The 22,013-nt window shown below is 33.9% G+C and carries 17 protein-coding genes; 6 read left to right on the top strand and 11 right to left on the bottom strand.

Translation table 11 applies throughout. The features are described 5' to 3' along the window. Positions 1–700: 700 nt before the first annotated feature. The 6 genes from AC2D8I_RS14590 to aroC all read right to left on the bottom strand — a co-directional run bounded on the left by AC2D8I_RS14590 (position 701) and on the right by aroC (position 7,234). Positions 701–1,861, bottom strand: coding sequence for a peptidase MATCAP family protein (locus AC2D8I_RS14590; protein ID WP_484706766.1), 1,161 nt, complete (start codon positions 1,859–1,861; stop codon positions 701–703). A gap of 2 nt (positions 1,862–1,863) precedes the next feature. Continuing rightward, positions 1,864–2,691, bottom strand: coding sequence for an N-formylglutamate amidohydrolase (locus tag AC2D8I_RS14585; RefSeq protein ID WP_484706765.1), 828 nt, complete (start codon positions 2,689–2,691; stop codon positions 1,864–1,866). A 4-nt stretch (positions 2,692–2,695) separates the two neighbouring features. Further along, the gene (locus tag AC2D8I_RS14580) at positions 2,696–3,538 is read right to left on the bottom strand and encodes a sulfurtransferase (RefSeq protein ID WP_484706763.1); all 843 of its coding nucleotides are present in this window, start codon (positions 3,536–3,538) and stop codon (positions 2,696–2,698) included. A gap of 76 nt (positions 3,539–3,614) precedes the next feature. Beyond that, positions 3,615–4,652, bottom strand: coding sequence for a glutathione synthase (gshB, locus tag AC2D8I_RS14575; RefSeq protein ID WP_484706762.1), 1,038 nt, complete (start codon positions 4,650–4,652; stop codon positions 3,615–3,617). 58 nt (positions 4,653–4,710) lie between these two features. Next, complete coding sequence (locus tag AC2D8I_RS14570; protein WP_484706761.1) at positions 4,711–6,030, bottom strand: dicarboxylate/amino acid:cation symporter; 1,320 nt, start codon at positions 6,028–6,030, stop codon at positions 4,711–4,713. Between the two features lie 145 nt (positions 6,031–6,175). After that, a complete protein-coding gene (gene aroC / locus AC2D8I_RS14565; protein WP_484706760.1) occupies positions 6,176–7,234 on the bottom strand; it encodes a chorismate synthase in 1,059 nt (352 codons plus the stop codon). 118 nt (positions 7,235–7,352) lie between these two features. On the opposite strand from aroC, the gene AC2D8I_RS14560 reads away from it, so the two are divergent. Then, positions 7,353–8,207, top strand: coding sequence for a hypothetical protein (locus AC2D8I_RS14560; RefSeq protein WP_484706759.1), 855 nt, complete (start codon positions 7,353–7,355; stop codon positions 8,205–8,207). A gap of 140 nt (positions 8,208–8,347) precedes the next feature. After that, positions 8,348–9,184, top strand: a complete 837-nt coding sequence (locus tag AC2D8I_RS14555) for a UDP-2,3-diacylglucosamine diphosphatase (protein WP_484706758.1) — start codon at positions 8,348–8,350, stop codon at positions 9,182–9,184. Here the strand turns inward: AC2D8I_RS14555 and AC2D8I_RS14550 are convergent. After that, the gene (locus AC2D8I_RS14550) at positions 9,181–12,099 is read right to left on the bottom strand and encodes an FAD-binding and (Fe-S)-binding domain-containing protein (protein WP_484706757.1); all 2,919 of its coding nucleotides are present in this window, start codon (positions 12,097–12,099) and stop codon (positions 9,181–9,183) included. The two genes, AC2D8I_RS14555 and AC2D8I_RS14550, sit on opposite strands and share 4 nt — an antisense overlap. Beyond that, positions 12,099–12,566: an Lrp/AsnC family transcriptional regulator gene (locus AC2D8I_RS14545; protein ID WP_484706756.1), complete on the bottom strand. Its 468-nt coding sequence runs from the start codon at positions 12,564–12,566 to the stop codon at positions 12,099–12,101. Before AC2D8I_RS14545 ends, AC2D8I_RS14550 begins: the two co-directional genes overlap by 1 nt. 155 nt (positions 12,567–12,721) lie before the next feature. Here AC2D8I_RS14545 and AC2D8I_RS14540 point away from each other — a divergent pair, with 155 nt between their 5' ends. The 4 genes from AC2D8I_RS14540 (at position 12,722) to AC2D8I_RS14525 (ending at position 16,172) form a co-directional block, all read left to right on the top strand. Then, complete coding sequence (locus tag AC2D8I_RS14540) at positions 12,722–13,528, top strand: 2-oxoadipate dioxygenase/decarboxylase family protein (protein ID WP_484706754.1); 807 nt, start codon at positions 12,722–12,724, stop codon at positions 13,526–13,528. An 83-nt stretch (positions 13,529–13,611) separates the two neighbouring features. Further along, positions 13,612–14,085, top strand: a complete 474-nt coding sequence (locus tag AC2D8I_RS14535) for a hypothetical protein (RefSeq protein ID WP_484706753.1) — start codon at positions 13,612–13,614, stop codon at positions 14,083–14,085. 96 nt (positions 14,086–14,181) lie between these two features. Then, positions 14,182–15,090, top strand: coding sequence for a sugar phosphate nucleotidyltransferase (locus AC2D8I_RS14530; RefSeq protein WP_484706752.1), 909 nt, complete (start codon positions 14,182–14,184; stop codon positions 15,088–15,090). After that, the gene (locus AC2D8I_RS14525; RefSeq protein WP_484706751.1) at positions 15,084–16,172 is read left to right on the top strand and encodes a phosphotransferase enzyme family protein; all 1,089 of its coding nucleotides are present in this window, start codon (positions 15,084–15,086) and stop codon (positions 16,170–16,172) included. Before AC2D8I_RS14530 ends, AC2D8I_RS14525 begins: the two co-directional genes overlap by 7 nt. On the opposite strand, the gene AC2D8I_RS14520 is transcribed toward AC2D8I_RS14525, so the two are convergent. The 3 genes from AC2D8I_RS14520 to AC2D8I_RS14510 all read right to left on the bottom strand — a co-directional run bounded on the left by AC2D8I_RS14520 (position 16,158) and on the right by AC2D8I_RS14510 (position 21,782). Continuing rightward, positions 16,158–17,561, bottom strand: coding sequence for a Gfo/Idh/MocA family protein (locus tag AC2D8I_RS14520; RefSeq protein ID WP_484706750.1), 1,404 nt, complete (start codon positions 17,559–17,561; stop codon positions 16,158–16,160). The genes AC2D8I_RS14525 and AC2D8I_RS14520 overlap by 15 nt on opposite strands. A 144-nt stretch (positions 17,562–17,705) precedes the next feature. Further along, a complete protein-coding gene (bshA, locus tag AC2D8I_RS14515) occupies positions 17,706–18,842 on the bottom strand; it encodes an N-acetyl-alpha-D-glucosaminyl L-malate synthase BshA (protein ID WP_484706749.1) in 1,137 nt (378 codons plus the stop codon). Between the two features lie 15 nt (positions 18,843–18,857). Continuing rightward, a complete protein-coding gene (locus AC2D8I_RS14510) occupies positions 18,858–21,782 on the bottom strand; it encodes a serine hydrolase domain-containing protein (protein WP_484706748.1) in 2,925 nt (974 codons plus the stop codon). Positions 21,783–22,013 lie beyond the last annotated feature (231 nt).

The following is a 22,013-nucleotide window of genomic DNA, read 5'->3' as shown; positions in this document are numbered from 1 at the left end:
AACAAGTGCATAGAATTTTATTTTTACTCACATCTTTAATTATTTGCAGAAACTTCAAATGTGTTCGTGAATCTCGTAAAAAGTCGATTTCTTAAAATTTATGCTGTTGTGGCAAGCTTACGAGAATCGTCTAAAATTTTTTATTACGTACATTTTATCGAATACGCGATTTTTATTAATAGCAAAAAGGTTAGCTTTTTTTGGCGCTGGCAAAGCGGTTGGAAATTGAGTTTAAAATTAAATGCCATAAAGCATTTAATTTTTTAAAAACAATAAAGCGGTTGGGCGCGGCAATTTTACATAGCGACTAATTATAGTACACTTATTTAGTTCTGAAGTTTCTTGAGAATCGCGTATTTAAAAAATGTTGAAGGATTGTACAGAATATTAAAATTAAACGAGAAGCAAAACGATGAAGTTTAATGACCCAAACAATAAATATTATAATGCACAATAAACACTCTGGGATATTTTACATAATATAACATTATAGCTACACATCTAAATTATTCTAACGAAGCCACAAATTAGCTTTTACATAATGGCTGTCGATATAAAACACTAGCGTGTTATTATATCTGCAATTATGTAAAATGCAAGCATCCGCCAATTTGCTATATGAATGTACTATAATTTTTATTATGTAAAATAGACTATTTTGATGCCCCTTTTAAATTAAAACACATTTGATTAGCTCTACTTATATTAAGTTGTTTAAAATAGAATCAAAATCGGTATTAGAATTACTATTCTTATAATATGCTTCTGTAAAATACTTATTAGGTTTAGCTAAACCGAGTCTCTGCATTTTTTTTATAACCTCTTTATACTCTAGAGTAACTTTCCCTGTGAGTAATACTTTAAGATCTTTCTTATTTTTGGCATACTGATAGACTTTATTTAAACCTGTTAGGTATAAATAATCTTTTGTGAAACCGCCACCTCTATGGATTCGTACGGTGATTCCAAAAGCATCGTCTCTATTTAGTTTATATTCCTTATATAGTAAATCGAAGGTCATTTCAAAATTAAAGCCTTTTGCTAACGTATCGGTAGCAATCACTCTATAGGCTAATTCTCTTAAGCGTGTTAGCGTTAAGCAGTCCGACATATATTCTGAATACACTGCTAGGCCTTCTTGTGTTTCTACATTTTTAGGAAAACCACTCCAAAAAATATGTAAGGGTTGCTCTAAGGCATTAAAAGTTGTTACGAGGTGTACTCCAATTTCATGATTGGCTAACACTTTTAATTCATTTTTACTGTATTTATAGTTTTTCTGTATGACTAATGTCTTTTGTTTATTTAATACCATTGCCATAGCAGATAGTTTTGTAGACTTTTTAATCGTGAATTTAAAACCATAGCGTTGGGCATAGGTTTCAAAATAAGCTATGGCATCATCTGCGCTATACATGGGCAAATGTTCCTCTAGATTAGAGCTTTCAAAATTTAATATCCTTTTTGCGTTGTCTATGTCTTGTACTGTTGGTGTTTTAAAAACCGCTAAGCTTTTGTTATAAAATGCTTTGCCTTGGCCAATATTTTCAATACATTCAATAATACCAGCATATTCAAATATAATGTCCTGGTACAGTTTTTTTATATCGTCATCTTTTATTCCCTCTAAATCAATCGCTCGTATCTTTTTATACAACTTAGCCGTATCAAATTTTACTTCAGGATAATGAAATTGTGGTGAATAGTTATATCGTGAAGAAAAAAAACGTGTCTTTTCTTCTACTATATTCAATGGGTTTATATAATTGAGAATTTGGATCTTTTGCGTTAGTTGGTCTAACTTTTTATCTATTTTAAATAGCTCCTTATAGGGATTCGCTAGATCTTCATCAATATTCATAGTTATAAATGTCTTTTTAAAAAGGCATTTGTATGTGTTACCATACATTCTCTAAGTTGAAGCTCTACAGCTGCAATTACTTCTGGGTATATTATGTTACCATATTCGTCGCAATATACCTTTGCCATTTCAGTAGCCAAAACTAAGGTATTTTTAAAGTTTTGCGAAATGAATTTTAAAAAATAACCATTGCCTTTAAAAGTATCATTTATCTTAGCTGTTGATTTTATGTTATTTGGCAATTTCAAGTCTTTTAAACATTGCTGCCATTCGACTATAGCTATTGCAAAACGTTTTTGGTCTATATTGCTTGTTCCAAGGTTCCATACAGGGACTTTTCGTTGCCATCGTTTCCAATTATAACTGTGCATATCGTACACTATAGCCATTCCAAATTTGGACTCTATTTTTTGTATTAGTGCAAATATCACTTTATAAAAAGCGGCATGTTTAGCTAATGAGAATTGTTTTTCTGTTTCTGGCAAAGGAGTTTTCCATAATTGTTTCCCCCAAGCACTCGTGTAGACTGCCTCCTCTGGCATTCGGTTTAAATCGTACTCGAAACGCGAGTCACGACCGGCAATAACTATAGGGTGTGAAATGACCATATCCTTGGTTTCTGGATCTTCTTCGTACCAACGCTCGTATTCTGTATGTAAACAGTTATCCCATAGCGATTTTCTAAACTGGTGCCCATCATGTATTGCGCCACAAACATATGGCACATATTTCTCTAGTTTTAAAGTAAAAGAATAGTCCTCTGCAACCGCATGAAAGGTTGCTTCTGCTTCAATCCTAGCGATAATATCTTCTATACTTAATTTTTGCATTTATTTACAATGTTGTTAAACTTCCGTATTCTGTCCAGGAGCCATCATAAACGCGTGTCTCTTGATAACCAGCAACTGTGGCTGCTAAGTCCAAGATACAAGCAGTAATACCAGACCCACAAGTAAAAACAAGTGTATTCTCTATAGGGAACTGTTCTTTAAATATATTTTGTAATGCTGTTTTCGATTTTAATTTCCCATTTTCTATACAGCTTGTAAATGGGAGGTTTTTAGAGTTTGGAATGCTTCCGCTTCGTAAGCCTACTCGCGGTTCTGGGATTTCACAATAGAACCGTTTAGAAGATCGTGCATCAACGATAGACACCCGAGTGGCCTTTGAAAGCTGTTCTATTTCGGAAAAATAAACTATGTTTTCGCGGTTAAATTGTGCCTTAAAATCTCCATAAAGGAGGCTTTTATTATTTTGTTTGGCTTCTGTTTTATAGCCTAAACGTTGCCATTCTGGAAGGCCACCATTTAACACTGTAACCTTAGTAAACCCAAATGTTTTAAACAGCCACCAAGCTCTGGCACTGGAATAAATACCTTTATCGTCGTAAATAACTATTGTACTGTTATTATTTATACCTAGTGCCCTTACTCCTTCTTCAAATTGAGTTTGTAATGGGAAACTGTTAGGAAATGTTCCGGAAGGATCACTAAATACCTGTTTTATATCAAAAAAAAGAGCATTAGGTATTTGCCGTTCAGCGTGAGTTATATTTGGTGCTGTCACCTTAGAGATGCTCGCATCTAGTATTACTACATTTTCTATCTCTAATAGCCTTTTTAATCTTTTTACAGAAATAATTGGCTTCTCAAGTTCTATTTTAGGAAGTAAAATCATAATATAAATAAAATTAACCTTTATTTTGTGATGTTACAAAACAAGCACAATCTAAACGCGATTCTCATTGTTACAATTAAGCTTCTTCAACAGTCTTCCGCAACCGTGAGCGTCTGTTAAAAGCTTCCAGTTTATCTAGGACTTTACTTTCTAGAAAATCAATAACTTTTTCTTCTACTTTAAATTTATTTTTGCCTACTTTGTTAATATTAATAATGCCCCCTGGCGACATAACGTTAACTTCTACTAGCTTACCACCAATAACATCTAGTCCAACAAAAAACAAGCCGTCCTTTACCAGTTTAGGTCCAATTTGCTTACATAAATCTTTTTCAACTTTAGTTAAGGTATGTTTATGTACAGTACCTCCAGCAGAAACATTAGAACGGTGATCATCGCTTCCAGGAACGCGTTTCATTGCCCCTAAGGGTTCTCCATTAAGCATTAATATACGCACATCGCCTTTGTCTGCGCCTTCTATATAATCTTGAAGGATTACATAATTAGAGGCCCCATTATTATTATCGATATAAAAATCTAGTAACGAATTTATATTGCTCATCGCGCGTTTCTCTATTAAGATAACGCCAGAGCCTCCAAAACCATTTAGTGGTTTTAGGATCATTTTATCGGCTTTAGACTCTTTTATTTGTTGAATTAAGTATTTTTTATTTTTAGAGACATGTGTATTGGGGATAATATTACTATGAATATCTCCAAAAACAGCGGTATATAACTTATTATTGGCCTCCCGCATTCCTTGTAAGGAATTCATAATAAACACATCATCCTTAACCGAATCTAAAAAATTAAGCATAATAGGGTCTAAGGGCGGATTAGCTCTAAAAAAGATAACATCGAATCCAGCCAGTGGTAACATTTCTTCCCGGGGCACTACTTTTTTATGAAACGCTTTTAATGTGGGTGGTACCTTATCCATTTTGTCTATAACAGTACAAAAGGCATTAGTAACACTATTGCGTATTGTTAGATTTGCAGGAGAACATAAAGCAACTCCATGCTTTCGTTTTACACATTCTTTGATTAAAGCGAGACTTGAATCCTTTTCTGGTTCTATATCTTCCCAAGGATACATTAAAAAGCAAACATTCATATTCCTATAATTAGTTGGTTATCATAAAAATAGGAATAAAAATTAACTTTTAGTGTATTTATTCCTTGGAATAATTATCATCCCATTCTTTTGGTTTTGGATCGTGTAGTTTTCCTAAAGATTTAGCTACCAGCATAGATACAGTAGCATCTCCAGTAACGTTAACTACAGTTCTACACATGTCTAACGGTCTATCTACAGCAAAAATTAATGCCAATCCTATTGGTAATAATTCTGCAGGAAATCCTATAGATTCTAATACAATAACTAGCATAACCATACCTGCACTAGGTACTGCTGCGCTTCCTATAGAAGCTAATAAAGCTGTTGCTATAATAACCAATTGATTTGTAAAAGTTAAGCCTTCTGGCCAAATAACTTGCATAATAAAGACGGCAGCTATGCCTTGATACAAACTGGTTCCGTCCATATTTACAGTAGCACCAACAGGCAATACAAATCCAGAAACCTCTTTATCGACACCAAGATGTTCTTCTACACGTTCCATAGTTACGGGTAAGGTTGCAGCACTAGAACTGGTTGAAAAAGCCAATAATTGCGCTGGGCTTATTTGTTTTAAAAACCACAAGGGTGATTTTTTAGTATATACTTTTATTAATAGTAAATAAAACCCAATCATTAAGGCCAATCCAAGGACCACACAACCGGCATACCAAAGGAGTTTTATAAGAATCGCTGTGTCATCAAAAGCAACAATAACGTTGGCCATTAAAGCAAATACTGCATAAGGGGCAAATAACATTATTAAATCGACCATTTTCATAACAACTTCGTTTAGGGAATCGAAAAAGTTCACTAGAGGCTTTGCTTTTTTCTCTGGGATTAGCAATAGACAAATTCCTACAAAAAGTGCAAAGAAAATAACTTGTAACATTTTTGCATTTCCTAAGGCTTTAAATATATTACTTGGAAAAATATCGACTAATGCTTGTAGTGGTCCAGCATCTTTTTGTGCACTGGCTTTCATTAATTTATCTGTAACACCAGCATCATTTTCGTACTTCACTTTTATTTTCTCAATGGTCTCTTGAGACATGCCTGTTCCTGGCTGTACTGTATTTACGATGGTAAGCCCTATAATAATAGCCACTAAAGTGGTTCCTATATAAATAACAATGGTTCGCAATCCCATTGTTTTAATTTTGGAAATATCTTTTAAATCGGAAACCCCTTTAATTAGTGATGCTAATATTAATGGCACCGCAATAAGCTTTAATAGGTTTATAAATATTTTACCAAAAGGCGCAATCCAATCGGATACAAACCCCTTACCATCAACGGTATTCATGATAAACCCAAAAATGATCCCTAGTATCATTCCTATTATTATTTTCCAGTGTAATGCGATTTTCTTCATTAAAAATTTATTTTTATTCCATATAAAATGGAACGCTATTTTATTTGTTAGTCTTTGTCTTTAAATGGGTTCATTATTAAAAATGAAATAAACCGCCTTTAATTTGGTCTACTAAAAGCACAAGCCCTTTCATTAGAAAAGCAGATCAATACATTTTATTCAATAAATGCATATCGGCAAGTACCAATGCTGCCATAGCTTCTACTATAGGTACTGCTCTTGGTACAACACAAGGGTCATGGCGTCCTTTTCCTTGCATTTTAACAATGTTTCCTGCTTTATCTAATGCGTCTTGTTCTTGCATAATAGTTGCAACGGGCTTAAACGCTACGCGGAAATAAATATCCATACCGTTGCTAATACCGCCTTGAATACCACCAGAAAGGTTTGTTTTTGTAGTGCCGTTTGGGTTAAACAAATCATTATGGTCACTACCTTTCATTTTAGCGCCACAAAATCCGCTACCGTATTCAAATCCTTTAACCGCATTTATCGAAAGCATCGCCTTTCCTAAATTAGCATGTAGTTTATCGAATACAGGTTCTCCTAATCCTATTGGAACATTTTGAATAACACACGTAATTGTACCACCTATAGTATCCCCTTCTTTACGAATCGCCTTAATACGCTCAATCATTAGTTTTGCAGTTTCAGGATCAGGACATCTAACGGCATTAGATTCTATTTTAGAAAAATCTAAATCTTGATAAGGTTTGTCTATAAAAATAGCACCAACAGAAGAGGTAAATGCATTTATTTTAATGCCTTTTAGTACTTGCTTAGCAATAGCGCCAGCAACGACTCTACTCGCGGTTTCTCTAGCAGAACTTCGTCCACCACCTCTATGGTCTCGATGGCCATATTTTTTATCGTAAACATAATCGGCGTGACTTGGTCTATAGGTGTCCTTTATATGTGAATAGTCCTTAGATTTCTGATTTGCATTTTCAATAATAAACCCAATCGGGGCTCCTGTTGTTTTGCCTTCGAAGATTCCAGATAGAAATTTGACTTCATCGGGTTCCTTTCGTTGCGTAACTATTGCAGATTGCCCAGGTTTACGTCTATTCATTTCATTTTGAATAGACTCAAAATCAATAACAACCCCAGAAGGACATCCTTCTATAACGCCACCTATAGCGACCCCATGTGACTCGCCAAATGTGGTAAGGTTAAATAACTTTCCAAAGGAATTTCCTGCCATACGATCTATTTTTGTGCTAATGTAAATGTTATATCACAAAAACAAAAATTGTACTTTAAGTTTATCCTTTTTAACTAAAAATAAACTAATTTAGTGCGTTTATATAATTATTGTTTTTATGAAATACTATAAAGTCCCTAATTTACTATTTCTTGCCTTATTAATGGTTATGTCTTGCTCTAAAGATGACGACGCCTCTATATCGAACCTAGATACCACAACTATAAACGGTAACTACTTCCCTTCTACTCTAGACAGTTCATGGGAGTATACCATTTCCAATAATAACACGGTCACTAATGCATTAACGACCACTACAGATAACCTCTATGTGGTAAACGAAACAGACGAGCTATTTGAATTAGAAGCAAATAATAACACTCTTGCAAATGGCTTTGTGAATGGTTTATTAACGGCTACGGCATTATCGCGAACAACGACAGCATTAACTTTAAATGGCACACTGGGTTTACCAGCACCTATTGGCGATTTATTGGCTTTAGATATTGAATTAAACAACATTAAACTTTATCAAACTAATGCGGCCAATGGTACCGTATTATCTAGTGATAGTAACACTATAGAAGAAGATTTTAACAGTTTCCCGTTAACTGTAAATTATACGTTATCTACAACAGCTCTGGGATATATAGAAACTATAGAGTTTAATGGCGATACTTATAACGATGTTATTTCATCAAGCCTAAAGGTAAATTTAAATGCTACTACTGCATTAGTGGTTGGTGGTTTCCCTGTAAATTTAACTATTATAGAACCACAAGACGTTATTGTTGTAACTAGTTATTTCGCTAAAAATATTGGTTTAGTACATGCTGAAACAAACATGAACTATACGCTTAGTGCAATAGCGATAGCGGCACTGGAAGCTCAAGGTATTGATTTAGAAGGTTTACCGACTGCTGGTGCGACCACAAACACACAAAATTTAACAACTTATACAATTAGTGAGTAGGTTGTACTTCCTTTTATTTTCTCCTAGCTCCTTTTTTTTAATAAACAATTAGTTTACAATTACTTATAGATATGATAATTAACTGCTAATGTTTAAGTAATATTAGTGTGTGTTCTTTGTAATGATAAAACACACACACATTGAAACTAAAACGTAAAATAGAAATTGCTGTTATTTCCGATGTACATTTAGGCACCTTTGGATGTCATGCCAAGCAGCTACTAACTTATCTAAATAGTATTGCCCCTAAAAAACTCATTCTAAATGGTGATATTATAGATATTTGGCAGTTTAATAAGCGTTATTTTCCGAAAGCTCACCTACAGGTTATAAAAAAAATAATGGATTTTGCTTCAGAGGGTGTAGATGTTATTTATATTACAGGAAATCACGATGAAATGTTACGCCGATTTAGTGGTACTACTATTGGTAATATCTCTATTGTAAACAAAAAGATTTTAGAGCTTGATGGTAAGACCGCTTGGTTTTTTCACGGCGATGTTTTTGATGTCTCAATCCAAAACGCCAAATGGCTCGCCAAATTAGGGGGCTACGGTTACGATTTACTAATCTTAATAAATCGTTTAGTAAATTGGGGATTGATAAATTTAGGAAAAGAAAGGTTCTCGCTATCCAAAAAAATAAAAAACAGTGTAAAACGTGCCGTAAAGTACATAGGTGATTTTGAAAATGTAGCTGCCGATTTAGCAATTGAAAAAGGGTATGATTATGTTATTTGCGGACACATACATCAACCCAAAATGCTACACAAAAAAAACAAATTAGGCGAGGTTATTTATTTAAATTCTGGCGATTGGGTAGAAAATTTCACAGCACTAGAATACCAATTTAAACGGTGGAAAATTTATAATTATAACAACGATAAACGTACTGCCTTTTTTGCAGATGAAGACCTCAAAGATATGGATATGAAAGACCTTATTGCTGCCATAACAATTCTAAAGCCTAAAAACTAAATTAATGCCGCCTTCAAAATAGAAATAGGATGCAGTGCTTCCCGCCCTGTTCCGTCTTTTATTTGATGTCTACAACTGGTGCCGTTAGCAGCGATAATAACAGCTTCTGAGGCTTTTCTTACCGCTGGAAATAATGTTTGCTCTCCAATCTGCATACTCACTTCATAATGTTCTTTTTCATAACCAAAACTCCCTGCCATACCACAACAACCACTAGGAATTAGTGTTACTTTATAATTTTTAGGCAAATTTAACAGGTTAAAACTATGTATTTGGCTACTTTTTGCCTTTTGATGGCAATGCCCATGAAATTTAATCGTACATTCTTGTTGAGTAAATTGACTTGTTTTAATATTTCCTATGGCAATTTCATTGCTTATAAATGCATCTATTAAAAAAGTGTGTTTTGCTATTTTATTTGCTGATGGCTTATCCTTGGCTAGCTTTAAATATTCATCTTTAAAAGTTAATATCGCAGAGGGCTCAATGCCAATTAAAGGGGTGTCTTCTGAAATTAAATCTTTGTACAATGCTACATTGTCATTTGCTACTTTTTGAGCCTGTTTTAAAAGGCCTTTGGAAAGAAATGCACGACCTGATTCTTGGTTTTTTACTATTTTAACCTCATAGTTTAAAGCCTTTAAAAGCGTTAAAGCATCTGCTCCAATAGGACTATCTAAATGATTGGTAAACTCATCATTAAACAAATACACTGTTTTTATTTTACACGATGTAACTTCTTGTTTTTTAGTGTTTATATATATATCATATAAAGAATTACTTGATAGCAGTGGTAAACTCCGTTCTTTTGCGACATTAAGTGTTTTCTTTAAAATAGCGGCTGTTATTTTATTAGAAAAGATCCTATTTGTAAAACCAGGCGCCAACCTTCCCCAGTCGTTTAACTGGTTGTTGTATGCAAATAATTTTGTGCGTAAAGACACCCCGTTTGCTTTTTGATATTGGTATAAAAATTCAGCTTTCAAGCTTGCAATATCAACGCTACTGGGACATTCACTAGAACAAGCTTTACAACTTAAGCATAAATCGAAAACGTGTTTTAACTCTTCTTGGTCAAATTTATTAACCTTATCAGACTGCGTTAAAAACTCTCGTAATGCATTTGCTCTTGCTCTTGTGGTATCTTTTTCATTACGCGTTGCGCGATAACTGGGACACATTGTCCCTCCAAACTCTGGTGTTTTTCTACAATCTCCAGAACCATTACACTTTTCGGCTTCTCTTAAAATACCTTGAGATGCCGAAAAATCCATAAAGGTTTTAATCTCTGGGGCTTTTCTTCCAGGAGTATAACGTAACGATTTATCCATAGGATAGGCCGCAACGATTTTCCCTGGATTATAAATATTATGAGGATCGAATACCGATTTCACCTGCTTTAAAAGCTCATAATTAGCATTACCAATCATTAACGGTATAAATTCGGCACGTACAATTCCATCGCCATGCTCGCCACTAAAAGAGCCGTTATATTTTTTTACTAGTTTAGCAACGTCTGTTGTTATTTTTCTAAATAGCACAACATCTTCTTCTTGCTTTAAGTCTAATATAGGCCGTAAATGAAGCTCTCCTGCACCGGCATGTGCATAATACACAGCATCTTGGTTATACGTTTTCATTAATGCCGCAAACTCCGAAATATAATCTGATAAATCCGATAAGGTTACTGCTGTATCTTCAATACAGGCTACCGCCTTTTTATCGCCAATAATATTTCCTAATAAACCTAAACCTGCACTACGTAAGTTATTTGCTTTATTAATATTGTCGCCAACAAGCATTGGGTTTGCATAACTTAATTTTGTTGCGTCAATAGTTTTTACTAAAGCTGCAGCTTTAATTTTAGCCTCTTCTAAGGTGTTTGCTCTAACTTCACACATTAAAATAGCTATAGGGTCGCCTTTTATAAAAGCCCTATTCGCTTGCTGTGTCGCATTTCGTTTTGTACAATCTAAAATGGTTTTATCCATCATTTCACAGGCATACAAATGATGTTTCATTGCTGGTGCTACAGCTTTCAAACAGTTTTCAATACTCGCAAAATGCGCAGCTACCATTACCCCTTCTTTAGGTGGTAATCGGTCCAATTTTAAAGTGATTTGTGTTGTAAATGCTAGGGTTCCTTCACTTCCTGTTAGTAATTTACACATATTAAAAAGTGTTTCATCTTCAGAAAATACACTTGTATTTAGTAATTCATCTACCGCATAACCTGTACTCCTTCTGTGTATTTCAGGTTTAGGAAACTGTGCTTTTATTTCTTTTTGTGTCGCTGCTACATCAAGACTGGTATATAGAGAATTATAAATAGCACCTTCTAAGGTTTTTAGTGTTCTTTTCTGCTGAAAATCTGCTGCGCTTAGTTCTGAAAAAACAGCTTCACTACCGTCGCTAAGAATGGTATGTAATTCCAGCACTTTATCTCTTGTAACGCCATACTGAATAGACGTTGTACCTGAAGAATTATTACCTACCATTCCACCAATCATACACCGATTAGAAGTCGATGTATTCGGCCCAAAAAATAGACCGAAAGGCTTTAAATAATTATTTAATTCATCTCTAACAACTCCTGGCTGTAAGGTAACTGTCATTTCAGATTCGTTAACCTCTACTATTTTGGTAAAGTGCTTAGAAACATCGACAACAATGCCTTTACCAACACATTGCCCTGCTAAAGATGTTCCTGCTGTTCTAGGAATTAACGAGGTATCATGTGTTTTTGCAAACGCAACAAGCGTTTTTATATCTTTATTATGTTTTGGGTAAGCAACTGCCAAGGGCAACATTCTATATACAGATGCATCTGTAGCGTATAATGCACGCATAAGAGCGTCATAATGAAGTGCCCCATCTAAGGTTTCTGCTAATGCTTTTAAAAGAGTATTTTTCATTATTCCGTCTTAGAAATTACAGGGATTGATCGATTAAAATTAGTTGTAAAACAAATAAAAGAATCTGTTCCCGCCACACCTTCAATTTCATGAATTTGATTGTATAAAATTTGCCTTAAATGGTCATTGTCCATTGCATAAATTAATACAAAAATAGCATATTTACCAGACACGTAATTGCATTCTTTTATTTCAGGAATCTGTTCTAAAAACGCTACTACTTGAGTTGCAGATCGTGCTTCTTTTAATCGAATACCTACAAACGATTTTGTACTATATCCTATTTTTCGTTCATCTAATATTAAATCTGCCTTTTTTATAACGCCATCGTCTTTCATTTTTTTTATACGCTGGTGCACTAAAGAATTCGAAATCTTTAACGCTTCGGCTATTTTAGAATACGCTTTTCTAGCATCCGTTCTTAAAGCAGATATAATCTGTTTATCTACATAATCAAGTTGACTCATCTGTTCAAAAAAAATAAATTATAAAAACCAATTTAACCATTAAACAATTCAATAGCTATTTAATATTAAAAATAACATTCAAATTAAAACAAAAGTAATCATACAAGACCTACATAAAGGTTAATTTGATTTAAATTTGCTGAAAAATAATTTTTATGACGACTACAGTGTTATTTAACAAATTATGGAATGAATACACAGAACGCACTCCATCTGCAAAAAAGATAAACCATTTATTTGAATCCCAAGGCAATACGATCTCTAATGATCATGTTGCATTTAGAACTTTTGATGATCCTAGAGTAAATATTGATGTTTTAGCGACCGTATTTATTAATAATGGTTATGAATATAAAAAGGACTACCATTTCTCTAAGAAAAAATTATACGCAAAGCATTTTGAACACAAAACAGATAAGCAAGCCCCTTTAGTATTTATTAGTGAGTTAATTACCAGTGCATTTTCTGTTGAAACGCAATCCATAATTAACAACACCTTAAACAGTATCGATTTTAATAGTATCCCTGCTGCAGAACTTCCATTTTTGGGCCGCTTATGGAGCACCCCTTCATATGAATTATATACCACACTATTAAAGGAGTCTGAATATGCTGCATGGTTATACGCTAATGGCTTCTGTGCTAATCATTTCACTATAAATGTAAATGCTTTAGAAACTTTTAAAACCCTTAATGAAGTCAATATTTTTTTAAAAGACAATAATTTTAAAATGAATACTTCTGGAGGAGAAATTAAGGGAAATCCTACATTATTATTAGAACAATCTAGTATATTAGCAGACAAAATAACCCTTGATTTTCTTGAAGAGAAAAAAGAAATAACATCTTGTTACTACGAATTTGCGTATAGATATATGAGAGCGGGCATTTTATTTAAAGGTTTTATTGCTGATTCTGCAGATAGAATTTTTGAAAGTACAGATGTAACACTTATTAGTTAAAATTAAATTCAACAATAAAGAATGTTAATTTTTTTTTTAACATAAAAATGTTTAAATTTAAATTAAATAAGAAAACTAAATTTATGAAAAAATTATTTTTATTAGCACTAGTTATAATGGGGTTTACAACTAGCGCAGCTGCACAGGAGGTTTCTGAAAACGCTATCGGACTCCGTTTTGGCGGCAATGATGGCTTTGGGACTGAGATATCGTATCAACGTGCATTATCGGGAAATAACCGTTTAGAATTAGGCTTAGGCTGGCGTTCTGGCGACGACCATGATGGCTTTAAACTTATAGGTCTTTACCAATGGATGTGGCACTTAGAAGGTAATTTTAACTGGTACGCAGGTGCCGGTGGTGGTTTTGCCTCTTACGAATATGAAAATGATTTAGGTGATGATTCTTTTGTATTTGCTGCTGGAGATATCGGTATTGAATATAATTTTGATATTCCCTTACTAATCGCTGTGAACATAAGACCTGAAATAAGTTTTGGAGATCATAATGATGATTTAGATTTTGATTTCGGCCTTGCTGTTCGTTACCAATTTTAATACTATATACCCCTACATATACACAAAAAACCATTTCTTAATTGAAATGGTTTTTTGTTTATTTGAATTTTAAGTGTAAAACATACTCGGTAGACTATGAAACAACAAAAGGCACTAGCTATAATGGCTGCAGGGCTAGGTACCCGTTTTGGAGGTGTAAAACAGTTGCATTATGTTAGCTCCAACAACTATTCAATTATTGATTTTTCGATTTACGATGCGCTAAATGCGGGTTTTAATACCCTTATTTTTATTATAAGCGAAGCGCTCTTAAGCGCGTTTAAAGCGCGTTATGAAAACACCTTTGACGCTACAATTACGGTTCACTTTGTTATTCAAAATACGCAGGCTATCCCCAAACAGCATCACATTACATTGCAGCGAAAAAAACCATGGGGCACAGGTCATGCGCTTTTAATGTTGAAACATATTGTAACTCATAATTTTGCACTTATTAATGCGGATGATTTTTACGGTAGATCGGCTTTTAAAACCATGCATGATGCGCTTTTTAATAAAACGCTTATTACTCAAAACTTCTTTATTGGCTATCCTTTAAAAAACACACTTTCTAGTAACGGTACAGTCTCTAGAGGCGAATGTATTGTTACTTCTGAAGGGCTTTTAAAAGGTATTTATGAACGAACACAAATTCAACAATTAGAGCCTGGCTTAATTCATTATATTGCGCTTGATAACACAAAAAAAACACTCGCTCCAGAGACTAATGTTTCTATGAATTTTTGGGGGTTTTCAACACAAATATTTGAAGTTGCTAGCACTCAATTTGAGTCTTTCTTAAAGCAACTTTCTCCCAATGATACTTCAGAGTTTTTTATAACAACGCTTGTAAACTATGCCATTAAGAATACGTTAATGTCCTTTAAAATGCTCCCAACCACATCGCAATGGTTTGGCATTACATACAAAAATGACCTTAGTGAAGCCTCAAATACACTTTCGCATCTTATAACTGAAAAGATCTACCCCGAAACACTATGGTAATCCCTAAAAACATACAGGCTATTTGTACTCAATTTTGTATTTCATCGGGTTTAAAAAAGGTAAAAACCTTAGATTCTGGGCATATAAATGATACGTATTTAATTATTACAAATACAGATGAACGTTATGTTTTACAAAAATTAAACCCTCATGTTTTTAAAGACATTGAGGACATTATGGCTAACAAAATTAATGTTAGTGAGCATTTAAAATCTCAAAATTCCCCCTATGAAACTCTAAACTTTATAAGTAGCAAAAGCGGTTTATTTTACTATATCGATGCGAATAAAAATTATTGGAATATGACGGCCTTTATTTCAAATTCCTACACGCATACTATAGCCACAAATACAACATTGGTTTTTGAAGCCGCAAAATTATATGGTAGTTTTATGTCTTTAACAGCAACACTTCCATTCAATAAAATAAAAGAAACACTACCTAATTTCCATGATGTTCCGTTACGGTTTTCTCAATTTGAAAACGCACTTAGCACCGCCTCAAATGCCAGAAAAGACAAAGCTAAAGCGGCCATTGCTTTTGCTTTCCAACAAAAAGCTACTCTGTTTGAATTAGCACAGTTAAAAGCAAAGGGCTTGTTTCCTATTAGAATAACACATAATGATGCTAAGTTATCTAATATTTTATTTAATAAAAAAGATGAAGGACTGGCTGTAATAGATCTAGATACCGTAATGCCAGGGATTATTCATTATGATTTTGGAGATTCTATTAGATCCATATGTTCTAATACTACAGAAGATGACAATAGGTATAATACTATTGCTATTAAACTGGATTATTACGAAGCCTTTTGTAAAGGCTATGCACATTCTACAGCAGGGATATTAACACCTCAAGAGGTGAAATACCTTCCGCTAGGCGTTAAAACCATTATTTTTATTATGGGCTTACGCTTTTTAACCGATTACCTTAATAATAACATTTATTACAAAGTAAAATATGATTCTCATAATTTGGTGCGTTGTAAAAATCAATTTAAGCTTTTAGAAAGTGTTGCTCAGAGTTATGATAAAATTCTAAAAATAACCTATAATGCCTACGGTTTAGATTTCTCGTAAAACTTCGGGATCTCTATAGTTTTTCCATGTTCCTCCTGTAAAGTCCGGGATTTTTGTGCTCGCGCTATTATTAGCTACCGAAATTTCCGAAAGCGGTGTGATAGCGCTCCAAAGCACGCCATCGTATAAGTTTATATCCAATGGTAGCCCTTTATTTAAACAACGGATTAACCTATAAATCATAACAAAGTCCATTCCGCCATGCCCTACAGCATTAGCATCTATTTGTGTTTTTAATTTATTCCATAACGGATGATCGTATTGTTCTCTATATTTTTTGTAAGCTTCGTCTTTAAGCCAATTGTGTCCCCAATATTTTAATTCTGGCTCATTAATAAACAAGCGCGAAGGGTAGCCTTGATGCACCGCTTTTGTACCAGTAAGTGTATTTAACCTAGAATACGGGCGCCCAGTATGCACATCAAACTGAAGCATAATACTTTTCCCTTTTTTGGTACGTATTAAGGTGGTATTCATATCTCCACAAGCAAAGTTTGAAACGGTACTGTTTTGTGCTTTTGCAGCCATAGACAAGCTTTGTTCCCTAGAGCTCATAGACACAAGGTGATCATAATTATCGCCTCTACCAATATCCATATAAAAACTAACAGGTCCTAATCCGTGCGTGGTATAAAAATTACCATTGCGTTCCTGATGATGTTTTATACGCCATTGCTCTTCATAATAAACATCATCCAACAGGTGTTTTCTTAAATCATGAATATAAGCACCTTCTGCATGGTTTAGCTCTCCAAAAACTCCTTGATTCACCATATTTAAAACCCACAACTCTTCGCCATTAAAACAACAATTCTCCATTGTCATACAATGTTTTTGTGTACGCTCGGCAGTTTCAATAAGACGCCAGCAATCTTCCAATGTATATGCTATAGGGACTTCGCAAGCGACATGTTTACCATGCTCCATGCCATAAATAGACATTTCTGTATGATATTCCCATGGTGTTGCAATGATAAGTAGGTCTATATCCTCTCGTTCTGCCACTTTTTTCCATTCCTCTTTTCCGCCAAAATATAAATCGGCCTTTTGGGACTGAATGGTTTTAAGGTAGTTATTATTTTTTGTGAGTTTATCTTCTTTCAAATCTGAAAGCGCTACTATTTCAGCAAAATTATTCTTAATCAAATACTCAAACATTTGAATAAGCACACTGCCTCTATTTCCCATTCCTATTATACCCACTCTAGCTTTACTTATAGGCTCCGTTTTAAGGTTTACAACAGTTCCTTTTGCTTTCTTTTTTAAAAGCAGCTCATTAAGCGCTTCTTTATCTGCTATTTTAGCTGTTTTACAGCTAGCTATAACTGGGGATAAACCTAAGAACAAACTTGCTCTTGCGCTTAAATTTAAAAAGGATTTTCTATTCATCTGTATAGTCATTTTGAGCTAGGGAAGTTATTAAAATAATTAACAATTATTAATTGTTTTAATATTAATTTCACAAAAAAACGCCTTGAATATTTAAAATATATTAAAATTACTTTAGAATTAAATAATTTTAAAAGCACCCTATTATAAGTGGAGGCATTTAGATAATGTTGCCTCGTAAATCGCTTCATATTGTGGAACGATTTGAAGAATATCAAATTTACGCGCTTGTGCCTTTGCATTTTCTTTAAAAGTAGCCAATACATCATCATCATTTAAAATCCGTAATGCATTTTCACTCATTTCTTTTACGTTTCCTACATCGCTTAAGTACCCGGAGAAGCCATCTAAGTTCACTTCTGGAATACCACCTGTATTGCTTGATATTACAGGAACTCCTGAAGCCATAGCTTCTAAAGCAGACAGCCCAAAACTTTCCGTTTCGCTTGGGAGTAAAAATAAATCTGTAAAACAGAGAATGCGGTCTATCTCATTACTATTTCCAAAAAACACAACTTTATCTGAAATTCCAAGCGCTCTACATTGGCGTTCTGCTAATTCACGCTCGGGACCTTCTCCCACCATCATTAATTTCGCGGGTCTTTCTTTTTGAATGTTATAAAATGTTTTAATAACATCTGGAATACGTTTCACTTTCCTCATATTACTTATATGAGTAATAATTTTTTCGTCTTCATTAGCCATCATTCCACGTTGGCAATCTGTAAAATCGTGTTTAAATTTTATTAAATCTATAAAGTTAGTAACAACATCGATATTATTTTTAATATCAAATAAGCGCAAGGTATCCTCTTTTAAATTTTGAGATACCGCAGTTACGGCATCAGACTTATTTATACTAAAAGTTACGGCTGGTTTATAAAATGGATGACTGCCCACTAGCGTAATATCTGTACCATGTAATGTGGTTACAATTGGCACATAAATATTATCTTCTCTTAAAATTTTTTGAGCCATATAGGCTGCATAAGCATGCGGAATAGCATAGTGCACATGCAATACTTCTATTTTGTGAAGCTTTACCATGTCTACTAATTTACTAGACAAAGCCAACTCATAAGGTTGGTAATGGAATAAAGGGTATTCGGGAACATTTACTTCATGATAATGCACATTGTTACCTAAGAGTTCCAATCTAACCGGTTGATTGTATGTTATAAAATGGATATTATGTCCGCGTTTAGACAACTCCAACCCTAATTCTGTAGCAACGACTCCACTCCCTCCAAATGTTGGGTAGCATACTATTCCTATTCTCATTTATGTTTTATTTCTTTATTCAATTATAGCATCATATATTGCTTCTTGAATATTTGTTCGTATATCTTCTCTTAGCAACCTATTCTTTCCTTTAGCGCTAGGATACGTTCTATTAGCTAAGAACACATATACCAATTCCTTTTCGGGGTCGGCCCATGTGTATGTTCCTGTAAAACCAGAATGTCCAAAACTACTTTTACCAACACAACCGCAAGTAGGGCCTTCTTTTTTTAATTGTGGCTTATCAAAGCCCACTCCACGTCTTACTTTATTTTTACAATAATAGCAGGTATTAAACTTATCTACTGTTTCTGCTTTTAAATAGCGTTTCCCGCCATAAAATCCTTTTTGCAAGTACATTTGCATGATTTTAGCGATATCGTTTGCGTTACTAAAAACACCTGCATGACCACCGACACCACCTTGCATTGCCGCCCCCATATCATGAACATAGCCCTGTATTTTTTGATATCTAAAATAATCATCCTCTTCTGTAGGAATAATATTTTTGCTACTTACCGTATTATAGGGATTATATTTTGTGTAATTGGCCCCTAATGATTTATAAAAGTGATCTTGTGCTAACTCATTTAATGGTTTGTCGTAATGACCTTCAATATATTTCTTTAAAATATAATACGGTAAATCACTATAACGGTAACGCAGTCGTTTTAAGAGCTCTGTATCCTTAATTAAATTTGGTATTGAATCCTTATAATCACTTCGTAGGTATAAATTTTTAGCGACTTCTATATTAAATGTTTCTGTTTCTGTTGTGCTGTAATAATCTGAAGATGGCTTATGTGTCGCAGAATCTAAAGTTGCATAATAAAAGGGAATCCAAGGTTTTAATCGCGCATAATGCGACAGCATTTTTTTTATTGTAACATTTTTCTTGTTCGTTTTTTTGTATTCAGGAAGTAATGCTGATAATTTACTATTTAAGGAAACAATACCATCTTCTTCAAGCTCCATTAGCAATGGTAATGTGGCTACAATTTTAGTTAAAGAAGCTATATCGTAAATATCTTCGGAAGTTACTTTTTCGCTTTCTTTTTCGTAGGTATGTGTTCCAAAATTTTTGTTATAGATTACTTTTCCTTTTCTAGCAACAAGCAATTGAATTCCTGGGGTCATTTTAGAATTCACAGCATAATTAGCTATTGAGTCTATTTTTTTTAACCGCTCCGAACTCACGCCTACACGCTCTGGAATAGTGTAACCCAAACGCTTTATCGAACTGTACGATTCTCCATCTCCTAATTTAAAATATTTTCCTGCTGAAACTGGTAATTTACCTTTTGCTCCTAAGGCACCAAAAATAATTTGTGCAGATTTTTCTTGAGCAATTTTACTATTTTGATAGCTCACGATCACGCTCTCTATATTGGTCACCGATTTTAGATCTAATAAGGCATATGGCTTTACAAAAATATCTAAAATAACATTATTCGCCTTTGCTATTTTATTTAACCATTGGAGTTCTTTTTTTGAAAATTTATAGCCTTTCCAAGGGTTTTCATTAGAACGGTGAAACCCTACAATAACTGTGTTATAGTTTTTTAGCTGACTTAATAAGTCCCCTAGCTTATCGGCTTTTACTTCCTGTACATTCGCATACTGTTTAAGCGTATTTAAAAAAGGAGTCCCTTCAGCATCACCTAATTTTACATAGGCTATTTTTTTTGTTTCTAAATGACGTAGCGGCAATGTATTTCGGACATCTCTTGCTACTGTAATAGCTTCTTCCATTAGGGATTCATACAACGCATTGTCTTTTATGCGGTTTAAATCACTCACTAAATGACTAAGACCTACTGGGGAGTATCTATTTAGGCCTGCTTTAAATTTCGCCTGCAATACTTTTTTTACAGAATGCGCCAAGCGTTTCTCTGTTATCGTTCCCGCTTTATAAGCATTGGTCATTTTTCTAATTCCTTCAGAAACATCACTAGACATTAACATTACATCATTCCCCGCTAAAAAAGCCACCAAATCAATATCTCCAGGAGCACTAAAATTAGAGGCGCCTTTCATTGTTAAAGCATCTGTAAAAATAAGTCCTTTAAACCCTAGACGTTGTTTTAAAATATGAGTGACTATGTTCTCTGAAATAGACGATGGATAGCCTTTTCTAGGCTCTAAACTAGGAATATTTAAATGGGCCACCATTACACTAGACAAGCCTGCTTTTATAAGTTTTTTGTAGGGATACAACTCAATAGAATCTATGCGTTCCTCATCAAAATCTACAGTGGGTAGTGTTTTATGAGAATCGGCTTCAGTATCTCCGTGCCCTGGAAAATGTTTCGCATTGGCTAATACACCAACACTTTGCATGCCTTTCATAAAAGCCAAAGCTTTATCTGTTACATTATCGCGATCTTCTCCAAAAGAACGATTGCCTATTATTGGGTTTTTAGGGTTTGTATTAATATCTACAACTGGTGCAAAATTAAAATGCACTCCTAAACGTTTACAATGTTCCCCTAACTGTCGTCCCGTTTGTTCTATTAATTTATTGTCTTGAATAGCGCCTAATGTCATATTCCACGGAAAGGAGTAAGTAGAATCTAATCGCATGCTTAACCCCCACTCGGCATCCATTCCTATTAATAATGGGGTTTTTGAAATCGCTTGCAATTCATTATTTAATTTTGCTTGGCGTACGGGGCCACCCTTAGAATAAATAAGGCCTCCTATTTTATATTTTTGGATTAAATTTACAAGTTTCCTTTTTTCTTTTAATGTTTGACTAGAAAACACTTGCACCATATATAACTGTGCAATCTTTTCTTTTAAAGATAAGGACGAATAAACACTATCGACCCATTGTTCTTGGGCTTTAACATTTCTAGCTAATAATGGGTTTTCCCCATTTTGAGCTTCTAAAACATTTGAAATCAAACACAGGGCAATAAGAAATAATAGTTTACGCATAAATAATAAGTTTTATTAGCTGCTTCTATTATTTCGCAACTAAAAACTATGCCAAATTAGCACATTTCTTCTTATTATTAAAGACTTTAAGATAGATTTATAAAGAAGAAAAAACTTTTCTAAAATTAAAAATATTTTCTATGTTTTTTTTTTAAAAATCGCACTTTGGTTTATTGTTTAAAGAAGCCCATCCCTATAAACAACTAAATATATTATAACGCAACCTTTTCA

Source organism: Lacinutrix sp. YIN62 (genome assembly GCF_057219185.1).
This window is presented reverse-complemented; position numbering and strand designations above follow the sequence as displayed.